This window comes from Promicromonospora sp. MS192 (genome assembly GCF_049532985.1).
In the GTDB taxonomy this organism is placed as follows: domain Bacteria; phylum Actinomycetota; class Actinomycetes; order Actinomycetales; family Cellulomonadaceae; genus Promicromonospora.
This window is the reverse complement of the sequence record NZ_CP186693.1, coordinates 5,706,192-5,723,719: the sequence shown is the minus strand read 5'-3', so window position 1 is coordinate 5,723,719 and position 17,528 is coordinate 5,706,192. Positions and strand designations below refer to the sequence as shown.

Annotated in this window: 12 protein-coding genes; 9 read left to right on the top strand and 3 right to left on the bottom strand. The window is 73.3% G+C overall.

Features of this window, described 5'->3' with window-relative positions; genetic code table 11:
- Position 1 precedes the first annotated feature (1 nt).
- Positions 2–3,022 (top strand): FtsK/SpoIIIE domain-containing protein, encoded by a 3,021-nt coding sequence (locus tag ACO229_RS25655; protein ID WP_423463181.1) that lies wholly within the window; start codon positions 2–4, stop codon positions 3,020–3,022.
- Here the strand turns inward: ACO229_RS25655 and ACO229_RS25650 are convergent.
- A complete protein-coding gene (locus ACO229_RS25650; protein ID WP_423463180.1) occupies positions 2,970–3,392 on the bottom strand; it encodes a hypothetical protein in 423 nt (140 codons plus the stop codon). The two genes, ACO229_RS25655 and ACO229_RS25650, sit on opposite strands and share 53 nt — an antisense overlap.
- Before the next feature lie 284 nt (positions 3,393–3,676).
- Between ACO229_RS25650 and ACO229_RS25645 the strand changes: the two genes are divergently transcribed.
- Complete coding sequence (locus tag ACO229_RS25645; RefSeq protein ID WP_026365970.1) at positions 3,677–3,925, top strand: WhiB family transcriptional regulator; 249 nt, start codon at positions 3,677–3,679, stop codon at positions 3,923–3,925.
- A 48-nt stretch (positions 3,926–3,973) separates the two neighbouring features.
- Here the strand turns inward: ACO229_RS25645 and ACO229_RS25640 are convergent, their stop codons facing one another.
- Entirely contained in the window at positions 3,974–5,470 is a 1,497-nt protein-coding gene (locus ACO229_RS25640; protein WP_397430968.1) for a sensor histidine kinase, read from the bottom strand.
- A gap of 139 nt (positions 5,471–5,609) precedes the next feature.
- Between ACO229_RS25640 and ACO229_RS25635 the strand changes: the two genes are divergently transcribed.
- The 7 genes from ACO229_RS25635 (at position 5,610) to ACO229_RS25605 (ending at position 13,837) form a co-directional block, all read left to right on the top strand.
- On the top strand, positions 5,610–6,134 hold the full coding sequence (locus ACO229_RS25635) for a DUF2505 domain-containing protein (RefSeq protein WP_397416913.1): 525 nt from the start codon (positions 5,610–5,612) through the stop codon (positions 6,132–6,134).
- A gap of 158 nt (positions 6,135–6,292) precedes the next feature.
- A complete protein-coding gene (locus ACO229_RS25630; RefSeq protein ID WP_397430713.1) occupies positions 6,293–7,633 on the top strand; it encodes an ABC transporter substrate-binding protein in 1,341 nt (446 codons plus the stop codon).
- Positions 7,634–7,820: 187 nt separating this feature from the next.
- The gene (locus tag ACO229_RS25625) at positions 7,821–9,140 is read left to right on the top strand and encodes an ABC transporter substrate-binding protein (protein ID WP_397416917.1); all 1,320 of its coding nucleotides are present in this window, start codon (positions 7,821–7,823) and stop codon (positions 9,138–9,140) included.
- Between the two features lie 155 nt (positions 9,141–9,295).
- Positions 9,296–10,312 carry a carbohydrate ABC transporter permease gene (locus tag ACO229_RS25620; protein WP_423463179.1) on the top strand — a complete coding sequence of 339 codons (1,017 nt, stop codon included), beginning with the start codon at positions 9,296–9,298 and terminating at the stop codon, positions 10,310–10,312.
- Positions 10,309–11,226, top strand: coding sequence for a carbohydrate ABC transporter permease (locus ACO229_RS25615; protein ID WP_423463178.1), 918 nt, complete (start codon positions 10,309–10,311; stop codon positions 11,224–11,226). The genes ACO229_RS25620 and ACO229_RS25615 overlap by 4 nt, the downstream gene beginning before the upstream one ends.
- A gap of 5 nt (positions 11,227–11,231) precedes the next feature.
- Positions 11,232–12,815, top strand: coding sequence for a GH1 family beta-glucosidase (locus tag ACO229_RS25610; RefSeq protein ID WP_423465347.1), 1,584 nt, complete (start codon positions 11,232–11,234; stop codon positions 12,813–12,815).
- A gap of 29 nt (positions 12,816–12,844) precedes the next feature.
- The gene (locus tag ACO229_RS25605) at positions 12,845–13,837 is read left to right on the top strand and encodes a LacI family DNA-binding transcriptional regulator (protein ID WP_397416924.1); all 993 of its coding nucleotides are present in this window, start codon (positions 12,845–12,847) and stop codon (positions 13,835–13,837) included.
- A gap of 138 nt (positions 13,838–13,975) precedes the next feature.
- On the opposite strand, the gene ACO229_RS25600 is transcribed toward ACO229_RS25605, so the two are convergent.
- The gene (locus tag ACO229_RS25600; protein WP_423463177.1) at positions 13,976–17,500 is read right to left on the bottom strand and encodes a bifunctional proline dehydrogenase/L-glutamate gamma-semialdehyde dehydrogenase; all 3,525 of its coding nucleotides are present in this window, start codon (positions 17,498–17,500) and stop codon (positions 13,976–13,978) included.
- Positions 17,501–17,528: the final 28 nt, after the last annotated feature.

Genomic DNA, 17,528 nt, shown 5'->3' with positions numbered 1-17,528 from the left:
CATGACCCGAACCCTGGCCCCCGCCGACGCCCTGCGGGTGACCGTCCACCCCGGCGAGGACGTGCTGCTGCGCCCCGGCGCCCGGCTGGGCGAGCTGCGCGCAGACCTCGCGGCCCTGACCCGCCGCCCGGAGCTGCGGCACGCCCCGTTGTCCGTCGACGGCGAGCGGCTGGCCGACGACCGGGTCGTGGGCGAGCGTCCGCTGCTGCCCGGTGCGGTCATCAGGACGGAACACCCCGGCGCGCCGGAGGCCCCGCCCCCGGCGGGCCCTCTGACCGGCGCCGGCTCACCCTGGCTCGTCGCCCGCGTCACCGGGTCCGACGCCGGGACGGTCACCGGTGCCCCGGGACTGCTCGCCGCGCTGCGTGCCTGGGGGCGGAGGGGCGGTCGGTCCGTGGTGCGCCGGTCGGGCGGTCCCGCCACCTGGCTCACGCCCCGGGCGGACGCCGCGGACGGCGGGGTGCCGTGGCTGTATCCCCTGCTGCCCGTGGTGGCGTCGCTCGGCCTCGCCGCTGCCCTGCGCCAGCCGCTCCTGGCGGCGTTTTCGCTGCTCAGCCTGGTTGTGGCGGTACCCCAGCTCCGCCAGGCCCGACGCCGCGGCGCCGCCCCGCCCGCCATTCCGGGCCGTCCTGGTCCGCTGCCGGGGCCCGCCGCGCTCCTCGCCTACGCCCACGCCGCACTCCACGTCTCGCCGGGCGCCTGGGCCACCGCCCGGCAGGCCTGGGCCGTGACCTCTCCCGGCGCGGCGCAGCCCACCGGTCCGCTCGACATGGCACCCGGGCCCGGCGCGCACCTCCTGACGGCACCGCACGACGACCCGTGGGAACGACTCCTGCACGACGGCACGGTCGCCGTGCTCGGACCCCCGGACGCCGCACGGGCCGTCGCCCGCGCGCTCGTCGCGCGCCTGGCCGTCCGCGGGGCGCGGGTGCTGCTGCGGGGTCACGCCCCGGGCTGGTCCTGGATCCGCTGGCTACCACCCGGCGGCCCGCTGGTGCTCGTCACGGACGGCCCGGCCGGGCCCGCCGACGCCGCACCCCGGCCCGGGCCCGCCGACGCCGCATCCCGGCCCGAGCTCGTCGACGCCGCATCCCGGCCCGAGCTCGTCGTGTCGGTCGGCACCGTCCCGGCGGGCTGCCGCGCCGTCGTGCGCGTGCTCGACGCCCGCCGGGTCCGGATCACCGGGCCGGACGGTGCGACCCGGACCGTGCCCCTCGTGGGGGTCGGCGCCGACTGGGCCGAGCACCTGGCCCGGCTGCTCGCGGGAGCGGCCCGGCTCGGCCGAACCCCTCTGGCGCCGGGCGACGGCCTGCCCGTGGTCGTCCCTCTGGCCGTGGTGCACGGCCTCCCCCGGACGCCGGACCCGAGCGCCCTCGCGAGGCGGTGGGCCGGTGCGCACGGCTGGGCGGTGCCGCTCGGTGTCGGCGCCGGCGGTACGGCGGTCCGCCTCGACCTGGTCCGGGACGGACCGCACCTGCTCGTCGCGGGCACCACGGGGTCGGGCAAGTCGGAGCTGCTCCAGACGCTCGTGCTCGGCCTCGCGCTGACCCGGCCGCCCGCCGACCTGGCCCTCCTGCTGGTGGACTTCAAGGGCGGCGCGAGCCTCGGGGCGTGTTCCGGCCTGCCGCACGTCGTGGGCCAGGTGACGGACCTCGACCCCGGCCTCGCCGGGCGGGCCCTGGCCGGCCTGCGGGCCGAGCTGCGGCGCCGCGAGCGCATCCTGGCCGCCCACGGTGTGCCCGACGTCGCTGCGCTACCGCGTGGGACGCTCCCCCGCCTCGTGGTGGTGATCGACGAGTTCCGCGCCCTGTCCGACGACCTGCCCGAGTTCTTGCCCGCCCTCCTGCGTGCCGCCGCCCAGGGGCGGTCGCTCGGGGTGCACCTGGTGCTCGCGACCCAGCGACCGGGCGGGGCCGTGGGACCGGACCTCCGGGCCAACGTCAGCGCGCGGGTCGCGCTCCGGGTCACCGACCCGCTGGAGTCGCGTGACGTGCTCGACGACCCGGCCGCGGCCCATCTGCCCGCCACGTTCCCGGGCCGGGCGGTGCTCCGTCTGGGATCGGCGCCGCCCGTGGTGCTGCAGTGCGCGCACGCGGGCGCGGCGGTCCCGCCCGAGATGCCGCTGGTCCGCCGCGCCCCGGCCGGTGCCAGCCGCCCCCTGGCCGGGCCCGACGGCCCCGGCAGGCACACGGTCGGGGGCAGCCGCACAGCACCCGGGGCGATCGCGCCGGACTCCGCGACGCTGGTGGTCGACACAGCCCGGCAGGCGGCGGCCACCATGGGCCAGGGACCGAGCGACCCGCCCTGGCTCCCGGCACTGCCACGGCGGGCCACCGTCGCCGATCTCCCGCCCCGCAGCCGGCGCGATCGCCATGGCCTCGTGCTCGCCCTCGGGGACGACCCGGACCACCAGCGCCGCACGACGGTGGTCTGGGATCCGGCCGACGGGCACCTGGCGGTGCTCGGCCGGGCACGTTCGGGGCGCACCACGGCGCTCGTCACGGTCGCGCTCGCCGCGCTGGACCGGGGCTGGACGGTGCACGCCGTCACCCGTGACGCCGCAGGTCTCGCCGCGCTGCGCGACTGTCCCGGCTACGGCGGTACCCACGAGCCGGACGATGCCGGGGGCCTGGCGAAGATGCTGTCCGGCGGGTCGCCCGACCCTGCGGGCGCCGCGCGCACCCTCGTCGTCGTGGACGGCGCGGAGGAGGTACGCGGCACGCTCCCGGCGGCGGCGCTGCGCTCCGGCGCCGCGTTCGCGCTGTCCGCCGACGGCCCGTCGGTGGGCGGCCTGGCGGCCCGCGTGGGGCCGAGGCTCGTGCTGCTGGGCACCGACCGCGCGGCCGACGTCGTGCTGGGCGCACCCGTGCCGCTCGCCGGGACGGGCGGTCCGCCCGGCCGAGCCGCCTGGTGCGGTCGCGCCGGCCCGGTGCTGTGCCAGGTGCTCGAGCCCCTGACCGGTCCGCCGGTCAGTCGGCGGAGCCGGTCTCCGACGTCGCCGCGACCACGGACGGCGTCATGAGCAGGACACCGACCGCGACGGCGATCAGCAGGACGACCCAGCCGCCCGCCACCGCGATGCCGGTGCCGCTCCCGATGGCCGCGACCGACCCGATGATCTGGAAGAGCTGCCAGGTCACGACGGGTCCGCGACCCGAACGCCGGCCGATCAGAAGTGCACGGGCGGACACCACGAGAACCCAGCCGACACCCAGGAGGAACACAACGAGAAAGAGGCTCACTCCCACCGACGTGGAACCACCCGTAAGGAGTTCACCAAGTAACACCACGGCGAATGCCAGGAGGCCGATCACCTCAACGACCACGCCGATCACGAGGGCACGGAGAAACGCCGGAACACGAGGTGCGAAAAAGGCTTTCAGTACGGGCACGACGGACTAGGATACTGGTGGGCGGGCAATTCACAATAGTGTGACGGATACCTCAGGGTTCACGATCGAGAAACTTCGCCGTAACCCCTTGTGCGAGCGTTCACGAGCGTGTGAACCTAGATGCAGCAATCCACACACACCTCGAACAGACCCCCGTCGGTCGCCGCTGGCGCCAGGGATCGGAAAACGATCCACCCCAGAACTGAGCGCCCCACACGCACGACGACGATGCTCCCACGTGGCGAGCCGGACGGCGGGTAGTTCCTTCCAAGGAGTACGTGACCATGGACTGGCGCCACCGCGCAGCATGCCTCGAAGAGGACCCCGAACTGTTCTTCCCGATCGGCAACACGGGCCCCGCCCTGCTGCAGATCGAGGAGGCGAAGGCCGTGTGCCGTCGCTGCGACGTCGTCGACACCTGCCTCAAGTGGGCGATCGAGTCCGGCCAGGACGCCGGCGTCTGGGGCGGTATGAGTGAGGACGAGCGCCGTGCGCTCAAGCGCCGCACCGCCCGCGCCCGCCGCGCCGGCTGACACCCCGCGACGCTCTGTGTGAGCCGCGCCTGAGCACTCCCCCTCCGCTCAGGCGCGGCTCACGTCTTTCCCGGCCCCGTCGGTCGCCCGCAGCACGAGCTGCAGCTCGACCTGCGTACCGCCACCCTCGCGGGCGGACCACTCGATGGTCCCCCCGAGCTCGTTGGTGACGAGCGTCCGCACGATCTGCGTCCCCAGGCCGCTGCCCGGGCCCCGCCCGCCGCTGCCGCCGTTCTGCGGCAGGCCCACGCCGTCGTCCGCGACGATCACGCGCAGGTCGGCGTTGTCCCGCTCCACGCCGATCTCGACGGTGCCCGAGGACCGGCCGACGAACCCGTGCTCCACCGCGTTGGTGACCAGCTCCGTGAGCACCAGGGCGAGCGGCGTCGCGTCCTGCGCGGGCACCATGCCGAACGATCCGGTGCGCACCGTGCGCACGGACGTACCCGCCGAGGCCACGTCGGCCGTCAGCCGCAGGGCCCGGCCCACCATGTCGTCGAGCTCGACCTGCTCGTCGAGGGTCTGCGACAGGCTCTCGTGCACCAGGGCGATCGTCGACACGCGCCGCATCGCCTCCTCCAGCGCCTCCTTGGCCGCGGGCACGTCCATGCGCCGCGCCTGGAGCCGCAGCAGCGCGGCCACGGTCTGCAGGTTGTTCTTGACCCGGTGGTGGATCTCACGGATCGTCGCGTCCTTGGTGATGAGCTCCCGCTCGCGACGGCGCAGCTCGGACACGTCGCGGCACAGCAGCACCGCCCCGATGCGCTGCCCGCGGTCGGTCAGCGGCATCGCGCGCAGCGACAACGACACCCCGTGCGCCTCGATGTCGGTGCGCCAGGGCGCGCGGCCCATCACCACGAGCGGCAGCGACTCGTCCACGGGCTGGAGCTGTTCCACCAGCTCCGCCGTCACCTCGACGAGCGACTGCCCCACGAGGGGGCCGATCACGCCGAGCCGGTGAAAGCACGACAGGGCGTTCGGGCTCGCGTACAGGACCTCGCCCTCGGAGTTGAGCCGGATCAGGCCGTCACCCACGCGCGGGGCGCCGCGGCGCGAGCCGGTCGCCGCGTTGGGCAGCGGGAACTCGCCGCGGGGAATCATCGCCACGAGGTCGTCGGCGGCCTCGACGTAGTTCAGCTCCAGGCGCGACGGCGTACGGCCCGAGCCGAGGTTGGTCTGCCGCGCGACCACTGCGATCGCCGTGTCCTTGTGGACCACGGGGATCGCCTCCTCGCGCACCGCGTACGCGCCGAACCAGCGCGGTTCGCGGGCGCGCTGCGCCTTGGCCTCGTCCATCGCCCGTGCGAGCTGCGGGCGCTGGCCCTCCGGGGCGAAGGAACCGACGATGTCGTCGTAGTGCACCGTCGCACCCGTCGAGGGGCGGCACTGGGCGATCGCCACGAACCGCCCGTCGTCGGTGGGCAGCCACAGCACCAGGTCCGCGAACGCGAGGTCCGAGACCACCTGCCAGTCGCCGACCAGGAGGTGCAGCCACTCCACGTCTGCTGGTTCGAGGTCGGCGTGCTCAAGGATCAGGTCACTCATCGCGGACACGCACCCCAGCCTATGCCGGAACCGTGCCATGGCCTGCCGAGGGGCAGACGTGTACCCGCCAGGGGCCGTGGGCACCGCGTCGGTTAGAGTTCCACCACCGGCATGCCCCGTCGCCGCGAGGAGGAAGCCCGTGCACCTGACAGTGGACCTGACGTTCCCCGCGAACATCGACGACGTCGCCGCGATGCTCGCCGACGAGACGTTCGTCCGCTGGCGCGCCCAGCGTTCGACCGGGTCCGTCAACGGCGTGGTCGAGCAGGCGGACGTCACCGGGACCGCCGCCGCAGGATTCACCGTCGTGGTGCGGCGCACCCTGCCGACCGACATCATCCCCGTGCAGGCCCGCCCCTTCGTCGGCGCGCACCTGGAGATCCGGCAGGCGGAGGCCTGGGAGGCGGCGTCCGACGACCGGCGCACCGGCACGGTGGCCGTCGAGATCCTGGGCGCGCCCGTCCGCGTCACGGCCACGGCGAACCTCACGACGCAGCCCGACGGCGGCACGCGGCTGACCTACGCGGGCGACGTCCGGGCGACGGTGCCGCTGTTCGGTTCGGTGATCGAGGAGGCCGCGGTCTCGGCGGTGCGCACCACGCTCGAGACCGAGGCGGAGGCCGGCCGGGACTGGCTGGCGGGCAGGCGCAGCGGGACGAGCTGACCGCCGGCTCCGGAGGTCCGTGCGGAGGACGCCGGATCGGGGCCCTGCCGTCGCACGGGGACGTTGTGCGAACATTCGTGTCTGATGTGCGCATTTTTGTGCTCTCATATCGCTCTCACAACGTGACACGCATGCGTCCTGACCACTGAGGAGTCCCAGTGCCCAGCAACATCAGATCGGTTCGAGGTCGCACCGCGCGCCGGCGCGCGGCCCTCGCCGCGCTGACGGTCGTCGTCCTGCCCCTCTCGGCCTGCGGCTCGCTCCTGGGGCAGGACCCCGCGGGCGACGGCGGCGCCGACGGTCCGATCACCCTCACGGTGTCGACGTTCAACAACTTCGGGTACACGGACGAGCTCCTCGCCAAGTACACCGAGGAGAACCCGAACGTCACCGTGGAGCACGTGGTGGCGCCGACCTCGGACGAGGCCCGCCTGCAGATGCTCAAGGCCTTCACCACGGGTGACGGCTCCGAGCTCGCCGACGTGGTCGCGGCCGAGGTGGACTGGATGCCCGAGCTCATGGAGCACTCGGACCTCTTCGAGGACCTGACGGACCCCGAGGTCACCAAGCGCTGGGTCGACTGGAAGGTGGCGCAGGCGACCACACCGGACGGCAAGCTGCTCGGCTACGGCACCGACATCGGCCCGGAGGCCATCTGCTACCGCTCCGACCTGTTCGAGGAGGCCGGCCTGCCGACCGACCGCGAGGAGGTCGCGGAGCTGCTCGGCGGCAAGAACGCGACGTGGGAGCGCTACTTCGAGGTGGGCCGCCAGTTCACGGCGCAGTCCGAGGCGGCCTGGTTCGACGGCACGACCGGCACTTTCCAGGGCATGGTCAACCAGCTCCCCGCGGCGTTCGAGGACCCGGCGACGCAGCTGCCGACCGACCTGGCCATCAACAACGACGTCCGCGTCATCTACGACCAGATCACCGGCGCCATCGCCGACGGTCTCTCGGCCGGCCTGGAGCAGTGGACCCCCGAGTGGACCGCCGGGTTCCAGGAGGACGCCTTCGCGACCATGCTGTGCCCGGGCTGGATGATGGGTCCGATCGAGTCCTACTCCCCGGGCGTGCAGGGCTGGGACGTGGCCAACGTCTTCCCCGGCGGCGGCGGTAACTGGGGGGGCTCCTTCCTCGCCGTCCCGTCGGCCGGCGCCTACCCCGAGGAGGCGAAGAAGCTCGCCGCCTGGCTCACCGCACCCGAGCAGCAGACCACGGCCTTCACGACGGCGGGCGCCTTCCCGTCGCAGATCGCGGCGCAGGACTCCGAGGCCGTCCAGGGCTACGTCAACCCCTTCTTCAACAACGCCCCGGTCGGCAAGATCTTCACGGCGCGGGCCCAGTCCATCGACGGCGCGCCCTACAAGGGCCCGTACTACTTCGCGATCCGCGACGAGCTCAACAACGCGCTGGCCGCCGTCGACGCCGGCAACAACAGCCCGGAGATCGCCTGGAACCAGGCCGTCCAGAGCACCGGGGACATCCGGATCAAGCAGTGACCGAACCAAGGTTCGCCCGTTGCCCGCCTTGACACGACACGGTGGGCGGCGCAACGATCTGTGCCCGTGGGAGCGCTACCACACCTGAGTATGGAAGCGCTCCCAGTACCGGTACGCCGCCGTGCCCGCACGCGACCGCGCCGAGCTCGACCCGTAGCACCCAGACCGCACGACAAGGGAGTCCCCAGTGCTGAGCAGTACCCGACCCATGCGGCGCCCCGTCGCCCGTACCCTCCAGGCGACCGCCGGCGTGGCCGCCGTCGCCCTCGCGCTCACCGCCTGCGGCGGCGGGTCCGACGAGGGGGCCGCCGAGGAGGACGGCCCCATCACCCTGAAGGTCGCGACGTTCAACGACTTCGGCTACACGGACGAGATGCTCGCCGAGTACACGAAGGAGCACCCGAACGTCACGGTCGAGCACGTCAAGGCCGCCACGACCGACGACGCACGCAGCAACATGACCACCAAGCTCGCCGCCGGTGGCGAGGGCCTGGCCGACATCGAGGCCATCGAGGTCGACTGGCTGCCGGAGCTCTCGCAGTACCCCGACCTGTTCACCGACCTGGCCGACCCGGAGCTCGACGGCCGCTGGGTGGACTGGAAGGTGCAGCAGGCCACCACGCCCGACGGCAAGGTGATCGGTTACGGCACCGACATCGGCCCCGAGGCCATCTGCTACCGCTCCGACCTGTTCGAGGAGGCCGGTCTGCCGACCGACCGCGAGGAGGTCGCGGAGCTGCTCGGTGGCGAGGACGCCACGTGGGAGGACTACTTCGAGGTGGGCAAGGACTTCGTCAAGGAGTCCGACGCCGCCTGGTACGACAGCGCCGCCGGCACGTTCCAGGGCATGATCAACCAGCTCCCCGCCGCGTTCGAGGACCCGGAGACGGGTGAGCCCACCGACCTCGCGACGAACACCGACGTCAAGGACATCTACGACGAGATCACCGCGTCGTCCGGCGACCTCTCGGCCGGTCTCGAGCAGTGGGGCGACGACTGGGTCGCCGGCTTCCAGGCCGACGCCTTCGCCACGATGCTCTGCCCGGCCTGGATGACGGGCCCGATCGAGCAGAACTCCGGTGGCATCGAGGGCTGGGACATCGCCGACGTCTTCCCCGGTGGCGGCGGCAACTGGGGCGGTTCGTTCCTCACCGTGCCGGCCTCGGGCGAGCACACCGAGGCGGCCAAGGAGCTCGCCGCGTGGCTGACCGCTCCGGAGCAGCAGACCAAGGCGTTCGAGACCTCGGGTACCTTCCCGTCGCAGATCGAGGCGCAGGAGTCCGAGGCCGTCCAGAGCTTCACCAACGAGTTCTTCAACGACGCCCCGGTGGGTCAGATCTTCTCCACCCGTGCCCAGTCGATCGAGGGTGCCCCGTACAAGGGCGCGCACTACTTCGCCATCCGTGACGAGGTCACCAACGCGCTGAACCGCGTGGACCTGACCAAGTCCCAGTCCCCGGAGGAGGCGTGGGACGAGGCCGTCGAGAAGGCCGCGGCCCTCGGCTGACCCGTAGCGACACCGCAGGCCCGGGCGCTGCCGACAGCGCCTGAGCCGCACCGCCGACGTGCCGGGCACACAGGTCACCCGCGTGACCTGGGTGCCCGGCACGTCGCAGGAAGTGACCACCCGACGACGACGCGGCGGAAGACCGGGAAGATGACATGGCTGTCCTGACACCTCAACGATCGGCACCGGGCTCCGGTGCACCTCGACGCGAGCCGCGCCGGCTCGGCTTCTCCCAGCGGCTCGGCCGCTGGGACGTGAAGCTCTCGCCCTACCTGTACATCTCGCCGTTCTTCGTCCTGTTCGCGGTGACCGGCCTGTTCCCGCTCGCGTACACGGCCTACGTGTCGGTCCACGACTGGAGCCTGCTGGGCGGGCAGGGCGACTTCGTGGGCCTGCAGAACTTCTCCGACGTGCTGGCGCAGCCCACGTTCTGGAAGAGCCTGGGCAACACGCTGTCCATCTTCGTGCTGTCCTCGGTGCCGCAGGTGATCGTCGCGATCACGATCGCCGCCCTGCTGGACCAGAACCTGCGCGCCGCGACGTTCTGGCGCATGGGCGTGCTGATCCCCTACGTCGTGGCCCCCGTCGCCGTGTCGATGATCTTCGGCCGCCTGTTCGCCGACCAGTACGGCCTCATCAACTCGATCCTCGGCGTGGTCGGCCTGGACCCCGTCGCCTGGCACGGTGACCGCCTCGCCAGCCACCTCGCCATCGCCACGATGGTCAACTACCGCTGGACGGGCTACAACGCGCTGATCTTCCTCGCCGCGATGCAGGCCGTTCCCCGCGACCTCTACGAGGCGGCCGTGATCGACGGCGCCGGCCGCGTGCGCCAGTTCTTCTCCATCACGGTGCCGCAGATCCGCGCCACGATCATCTTCGTCGTCATCACCTCGACCATCGGCGGCCTGCAGATCTTCGACGAGGTCCGCATGTTCGACGTGTACGGCCTCGGCGGCCCGGACCAGAACTGGATGACCACGGTCGTGTACCTCTACGACCTCGCCTGGGGTGACCAGCACAGTCTCGGGCGCGCCTCGGCCGTCGCCTGGCTGCTGTTCCTCCTGATCGTCCTCATCGGCCTCGTCAACTTCCTGGTCACGCGGCGCATCTCGACGTCGGACGCCGCCAGGAAGGCCACCCGCAAGAGCAGCACCAGGGGGAACGCATGAGCTCCGTCGCCGTCACCGCCCAGACCGCGGGAGCGGGCGCCGCCAAGGCGGCCGCTCGCCGCCGGGCCCGGAAGGCCGCCGGCGGTCCGAACCGCCGCGCCGGCTGGATCGTCTACACCCTGCTCGGGATCGTGCTGCTCGTCTCGGCCTTCCCGCTGTACTTCACGCTGCTGCTCGGCTCGTCCGACCCGGTCGAGATCTCACGCAACGCGGTGCCGCAGTGGCTCCCCGACCTGTCGCTGTTCACGCAGTTCCAGACCGTCATCGAGTCCACCCAGATCAACTTCTGGAAAGCCCTGGCGAACTCGCTGATCATCGCGATCCTCGTCTCGGTGTCCGTCGTGCTGTTCTCCACCCTGGCCGGGTACTCGTTCGCGAAGCTGCGCTTCCGCGGGCGCGGCCCCCTGCTGGTGTTCGTCATCGCGACGATGGCGGTGCCGACGCAGCTCGGCGTCATCCCCATGTACATCCTCATGACCGACCTCGACTGGATCGGCAAGCTCCAGGCGGTCATCGTGCCCGCCCTGGTCACGGCCTTCGGCGTGTTCTGGATGACGCAGTACCTGTCGGAGTCGCTGCCCTACGAGCTCATCGAGGCAGCCCGCGTGGACGGCGCCTCGATGATCCGCACGTTCTGGAGCATCGCGCTGCCTGCCGCCCGGCCGGCGGCGGCGATGCTGGGCCTGTTCACGTTCGTCCAGCAGTGGACCAACTTCTTCTGGCCGTCGATCGTGCTCAACTCGGAGAACCCGACACTGCCACTCGTCGTAAAGTCGCTGCAGTCGAACTACTTCGTGGACTACTCGTTGGTCATGGGCGGCGTGTTCCTCGTGACGCTGCCGCTGCTGGTGATCTTCGTCTTCGTCGGCAAGCAGCTCGTCGCAGGCATCATGCAGGGAGCCGTGAAGGGATGACCCAGATGACCCGCGAGCTCACCCAGAGCTTCAAGACCGACCCCGCCGCGGTCCGCGTGCCCGCGCCCGGGACCGCCCTGCCGTTCACGCCGAGCGCACCGCGCACCGCGCCGTCGGCCAACGCGTCCGGCACCGTCGCCTTCCCCGAGGGCTTCCTCTGGGGGGCGGCCACGGCCGCCTACCAGGTCGAGGGTGCCGCGCACACGGACGGCCGCGAGGACTCCGTCTGGGACGTGTTCGCGAAGGTGCCGGGCGCCGTCCTGAACCAGGACGACGGTGAGGTCGCGTGCGACCAGTACCACCGCTACCCGGCCGACGTGGCGCTCATGAAGGACCTCGGCATCAAGGCCTACCGGTTCTCGACGTCGTGGGCCCGGGTGATCCCGGGCGGGCGCGAGGTGAACCCGGCCGGCCTGGCCTACTACGACCGGCTGGTGGACGAGCTGCTGGGCGCGGGCATCCTGCCCTGGCTCACGCTCTACCACTGGGACCTGCCGCAGGCGATCGAGGCCGAGTCGAACGGCTGGGTGAACCGCGACACCGCCTACCGGTTCCGCGACTACGCCGTGACGATGCACGAGGCGATCGGCGACCGCGTCGACGTGTGGACCACGCTCAACGAGCCGTGGTGCGCCGCGTTCCTCGGCTACACGGGCGGCCAGCACGCGCCGGGCCGGCAGTCCCGTGAGGACGGCCTGGCCGCCGCGCACCACCTCATGCTCGCCCACGGCCTGGCCGTGCAGGCGCTGCGCGAGCGCGCACCCGACGCGAACCTCGGCATCACCCTCAACTTCGAGGTCGAGGACCCGCTGGACCCGGACGACCCCGCCGACGTCGACGCCGCGCGCCGGCTCGACGGCGGGTTCACCCGCATCTTCGCCGACCCGATCCTGCGCGGCGCCTACCCGGCCGACGTGCTGGAGGACGTGCGTGAGTACGGGCTGGAGCGGCACATCCAGGAGGGCGACCTCGAGATCATCTCGACGCCCATCGACTCCCTGGGCGTGAACTACTACCACGGCAACGCCGTGTCGGCGCGGCCCGCCGAGCACCCGCTGGACGGCGGCGCCCCGGTGACCCGGCCGTCGTCGTCCCCGTTCCCGGGCGGCGACGGCGCGTACACCCACCCGCGCGGTCTGCCCGTGACCGCCCAGAACTGGGAGGTGCAGCCCGAGGGGCTGACCCGGCTGCTGCTGCGCCTGCAGCAGGACTACACCGGCCCGCGCGGCATCGCCCTGTACGTGACGGAGAACGGCAGCGCCTACGAGGACGTCCCCGACGCCGACGGGTTCGTGGACGACCAGCAGCGCCTGGAGTTCGTCGACGTGCACCTGCGCGCCGTCAAGGACGCGATCGACGAGGGTGCCGACGTGCGCGGCTACTTCGGGTGGTCGCTGCTCGACAACTACGAGTGGGCGTGGGGCTACGGCAAGCGCTTCGGGCTCGTGCATGTCGACTACGAGACGCAGGAGCGCACGGTCAAGGCGTCCGGCCGCTGGTACGGTCAGGTCGCGCGGGCCAACGCCGTTCCGGACCGGCCGGCGCGCCCTGACGACGACGGCGACGACAAGGCGGTTCCCCAGGCGTGACGACCTCAGGCCCACCCACCCTGGATGACGTGGCACAGGCGGCCGGGGTGTCCCGGTCCACTGCGTCGCGCGCCATCAACGGTGGCCTGCGCGTCTCCCCCGAGGCGCAGGCGGCGGTGGACGACGCCGTCGCCCGCCTCGGGTACGCGCCGAACCGGGCCGCACGGTCGCTCGTGACCCGGCGGACCGACTCGATCGCCCTCGTGGTGCCCGAGCCGGACCAGCGCATCCTCACCGACCCGTTCCTCTCCGGCACCCTCGCAGGCGTCAGCGAGGGGCTGGCCGGGACAGACCTCCAGCTCGTGCTGCTGCTCGCCCGGCCGGGCGAGCAGCGCGGGCGCGTGGGCCGCTACCTGCGCAGCGGCCATGTGGACGGCGTGATCGTGGCCTCGCACCACCGGGGCGACCACCTCGAGACGGAGCTCGGCCCGGCGGGCCTGCCCGCGGTGTTCGTCGGGCGCCTGTTCGAGCCCGACCCGCAGTTCTCGCGCGGCCTGCGCTACGTGGACGTCGACAACGTCACCGGCGGCCGCCTCGCCACGCAGCGGATGATCGACCGCGGGCGGCGCCGCATCGGCACCATCACCGGACCGCTCGACATGCCTGCCGGTGTGGACCGGATGACCGGCTGGCGGGACGCCCTGCGCGACGCCGGCCTGCCCGACGACGCGATCGTCGAGGGCGACTTCACCGTGGCGGGGGCGGCCGTCGCGGCCGCCCGCCTGCTGGACCAGCACCCCGACCTGGACGGGATCTTCGCGGCGTCCGACCTCATGGCCGAGGCCACGCTGCGGGTGCTCGCCGAGCGCGGCCGGTCCGTGCCCGGCGACGTCTCGGTGGTCGGGTTCGACGACCTCGGCATCGCCGAGACGACGTCACCGCGCCTGACGACGGTGCACAACCCGGTGGTCCAGATGGTCGGGGCGGCGACGAGCATGCTGGTCGACCTGGTCGCGGGCCGTCCGGTCCGCGACGAGCGCCGCATCTTCGCCCCCCGCCTCATCGAGGGCGACTCCGCCTGAGGCCCGGCTGCGGGGACGCCGCGCGCGGCCGCACCTCGCCGCTCCCTGGGATGACCCTGCCCGCTCAGCTCGGTTGCTCTGCGTAGACATCGTCTACACAGAGCAACCGAGCTGCGGAAGACACCTTCCCGCGTCCGCCTACGCGGTGCGCTGGTGGCCGTAGCGGTGCATCGTGCGGCTGACCGCCTGCTCGCGGAGCATCGTCAGCAGCTCGCGGCGGCCGCTCGCCAGGACCGGGCCGTCCAGCACCGTGACCGAGCCGAGGCGGCTCGCGGCCGCGTCGCGCAGGCCGGGGGCCTCGCCCACCACGCGGATGCGGCCGGTCACCACGCCGTCGGCGACGGACTCGGCGAACGCCTCGTCCGTGACCTCCTGCCCGACGACCGTCGCCGGGACGCCCGCCCGCGCGGCCGCGGCGAGCACCCGCTGCACCTCGACGTCCGGCGCGCCCGCGCCGACCCGGACCGTGATGCCCGGCACCGGCCGGTAGCGGAACACGTTCGACTCGACGCCCAGCCCCGAGGGGTCGTGCTCGGCGGAGAACTCGGTGAGCCAGGCGCGGGCGTCGTCGGCGCGGGCCCAGGCGAGCCAGCCCGCCGGGTCCTCGGTGCGCGACGGCACGTCGGGCGCGTCGGCCCAGCGGCCGAGCTGCGCCACGTAGTTGGGGCCGCCCGCCTTGGCGCCGGAGCCCACCACGGAGGCCTTCCAGCCGCCGAACGACTGGCGCTGCACGATCGCGCCGGTGATGTGCCGGTTCACGTACGCGTTGCCGACCTCGACGCGCTCCAGCCAGTGCTCCACCTCGGCGTCGTCCAGCGAGTGGATGCCACCGGTGAGGCCGAACGACACGGCGTTCTGCAGCGCGAGCGCCTCGTCGAGGGTCCGGGCGGTCATGATGCCCAATACCGGCCCGAAGGCCTCGGTGAGGTGGAAGAACGAGCCGGGGCGGACGCCGTCGCGCACGCCCGGGGTCCACAGGCGGCCCTTGCCGAGCCCGGCCTCCTGCGCCACGGCGTCCAGGCGACGCGGCCGCACGAGCCAGCTCTCCCCCTCCTCCAGGGTGGTCAGCGCACGCAGGAGCTTGCCCTGCGCCGGCTCCGTGAGCGGCCCCATCACGGTGGCCAGGTCGGTGGCGGGGCCGACGGCGAGCGACGACACGGCGTCGACGAGCTGGCGGCGGAACCGCTCCCCCGTGGCGGTGCGCGGGTCGCCCACCGAGCCGACGAGGATCACCAGGGACGCCGCGGAGCACTTCTGCCCGGCGTGCCCGAAGGCGGAGCGCACCACGTCGGCGACGGCCAGGTCGAGGTCGGCCGACGGCGTCACGACGATCGCGTTCTTGCCCGACGTCTCCGCCAGCACCGGCAGCTCCGGGCGCCAGGACGCGAACATCTCTGCGGTCTCGATCGCGCCGGTCAGGATCACGCGGGACACGCCGTCGTGCGTCACGAGGCGGCGGCCGAGGTCACCGTCGGGCACGCGGACGAACTGCGCGACGGCGCGCGCGAGCGCCGGGTCGAGCCCGATCTCGGGGGCCACCTCGTCCAGGGCCGCGTGCACGGCCTCGACCGCGATCTCCAGGCAGCGCGGCGTGGGCGGGGCGGGCTTGGCGATGACGGAGGAGCCGGAGGCCAGGCCGGCGAGCACGCCGCCGATCGGGATGGCGACCGGGAAGTTCCAGGGCGGGGTGACCAGGGTGACGCCGTCGGGCGTGTACCGGGCGCCCGGCCAGGCCTCCGACGACGGGTCGAGGGCCTCGGCCGCCTGCGCGTAGTAGGCGGCGAAGTCGACGGCCTCGCTGACCTCCGGGTCCGCCTCGGCCACCGTCTTGCCGGCCTCGTGCACCATCGCGGCGACCAGGTCGGTGCGCGCGGCCTCCAGGTGCTGGGCCGCTGCGCGCAGCACGCGGGCCCGGTCCGCAGGGGCGACGTCGGCCCAGGCGGCGCCGGCCCGGCGGGCGACGGCGACGACGTCGTCCACCTGGGCGGGCGTCGCGAGCGGCTCGGCGAGGGCGGGCACGTAGCCCGAGCGGGTGCTCGTGACCTGCTGGGCCCAGGCACGGTTCGCGGCGACGGCGGGGTCGGTGTCGGCGGCGTTGCGGAACGGCCCGGCGGGCACCGCGGGCTCGGGGCGCGGACGGCGGCGCGGGGCGACGTCGTCCGGCGAGTAGTGCACGCCGTGCTCCACGGAGGCGCGGAAGGCGGCCTCCTGCCGGTCCATCGGCGGTGTCGGCGCTGCTGCGGCGGGCGCGAACGCGGCGTGCAGGAAGTTCTGCTCGGCCGCGTTCTCCTCCAGGCGGCGCACCAGGTAGGAGATGGCGACGTCGAAGTCCTCGTCACGCACGACCGGCGTGTAGAGCACCACGCGGCCGCCGTCCTTGGCCACCTCGTCGCGGACGGCGGCGGCCTCGGTGGGCGCCATGCCCTGGAGCATCTCGATGTCGAGCGCCTCGGAGACGCCGCGGGCGCGGCCCAGCAGGATCGCGAGCGCCACGTGGAACAGGTTGTGCGACGCCGCGCCGATGCGGACGGCGTGCGCGCGCTCGGGGCGCAGGGCGTGGTCGAGCATGCGCACGTAGTTGGCGTCGACGTCGGGCTTGGTGGCGTACGGCGCCTGTGCCCAGTCGTGCAGGGCGGCCTCGACGTGCTCCATCGCGAGGTTGGCGCCCTTGACGATGCGGACCTTGATGCGCGCGCCGCCGTTCGCGACGCGCTTCGCGGCGAACTCGGTGAGGCCGTCCAGCGCGCCCAGGGCGTCGGGGAGGTAGGCCTGGAGCACGATGCCCGCCTCCAGGTCGCGGAACTCCTCCCGGCCCAGGATGTCGGTGAACACCGCGGTGGTCAGGGCGAGGTCGCGGTACTCCTCCATGTCGAGGTTGAGGAACACGCCGTGGTCGCGCGCGGAGCGGTAGAGCGGCAGGAGCTGCTCGACGACGCGGTCGCGGGAGCCGTCGAGGTCCCACGTGACGAGCTGCGCGGCAACGCTGGAGACCTTGATGGAGACGTAGTCGACGTCGGGCCGCTCCACCAGGGCGATCGTGCGGGCCAGGCGGGCCGCGGCCTCCTCCTTGCCGAGCACGGCCTCGCCCAGCAGGTTCACGTTGAGGGTGTAGCCCTCGGCCCGGGTGCGGGCCAGGTGCGCGGTGAGACCGGAGCCGGCGTCGGCCACGAGGTGGCCCACGAGCTGCCGTAGGCGGGCGCGGGCGGCCGGCACGACGATGCCCGGAAGCACCGGGGCGGCCAGCGCCCCGGCCCGGAACAGCGCACGGTCGCTCGCGCTGAGGAACGAGGCGCTGCCGGCCTTCGCGCCGAGACGGGCCAGGGCCTTGGCGGCGACGTGGACGTCCTGCGGGCGGGCGACGTCGTCGACGAAGCCGACGGCGAGCTCCAGGCCTGCGGGGTCGGAGACGAGGGCGCCCAGGGCGGCAGAGGCGCGGGCCACGGCCTTGTCGGTCTTCGAGCTCGTCGCGGCCCCGGCGGTACCTCCCGTGGCGGTGCCGATCCAGGTCCGGGCGAGGGCGACGGCGTCCTCGACGAGGGTGTCGGCGGCGGGCTTCGCGGGGGGCTCGGTCGGAGCCTGCGGGGCGGCGCTGTCCGGTGCGCCTGCGCCCCCGGTCGGGACGTCGGCAGGTGCGGCGCTCTCGCGCCGGGCAGAGGTCTTCATGTCTCCAGGGTGCACCCGGTGCCCGCCG

Bases quoted from the DNA above. Each gene is read 5' to 3' on its own strand.
- ACO229_RS25640 (WP_397430968.1), bottom strand. From the start codon at position 5,470: ATGAGTGACCTGATCCTTGAGCACGCCGACCTCGAACCAGCAGACGTG.
- ACO229_RS25620 (WP_423463179.1), top strand. From the start codon at position 9,296: ATGGCTGTCCTGACACCTCAACGATCGGCACCGGGCTCCGGTGCACCT.
- ACO229_RS25655 (WP_423463181.1), top strand. From the start codon at position 2: ATGACCCGAACCCTGGCCCCCGCCGACGCCCTGCGGGTGACCGTCCAC.
- ACO229_RS25610 (WP_423465347.1), top strand. From the start codon at position 11,232: ATGACCCGCGAGCTCACCCAGAGCTTCAAGACCGACCCCGCCGCGGTC.
- ACO229_RS25645 (WP_026365970.1), top strand. From the start codon at position 3,677: ATGGACTGGCGCCACCGCGCAGCATGCCTCGAAGAGGACCCCGAACTG.
- ACO229_RS25615 (WP_423463178.1), top strand. From the start codon at position 10,309: ATGAGCTCCGTCGCCGTCACCGCCCAGACCGCGGGAGCGGGCGCCGCC.
- ACO229_RS25600 (WP_423463177.1), bottom strand. From the start codon at position 17,500: ATGAAGACCTCTGCCCGGCGCGAGAGCGCCGCACCTGCCGACGTCCCG.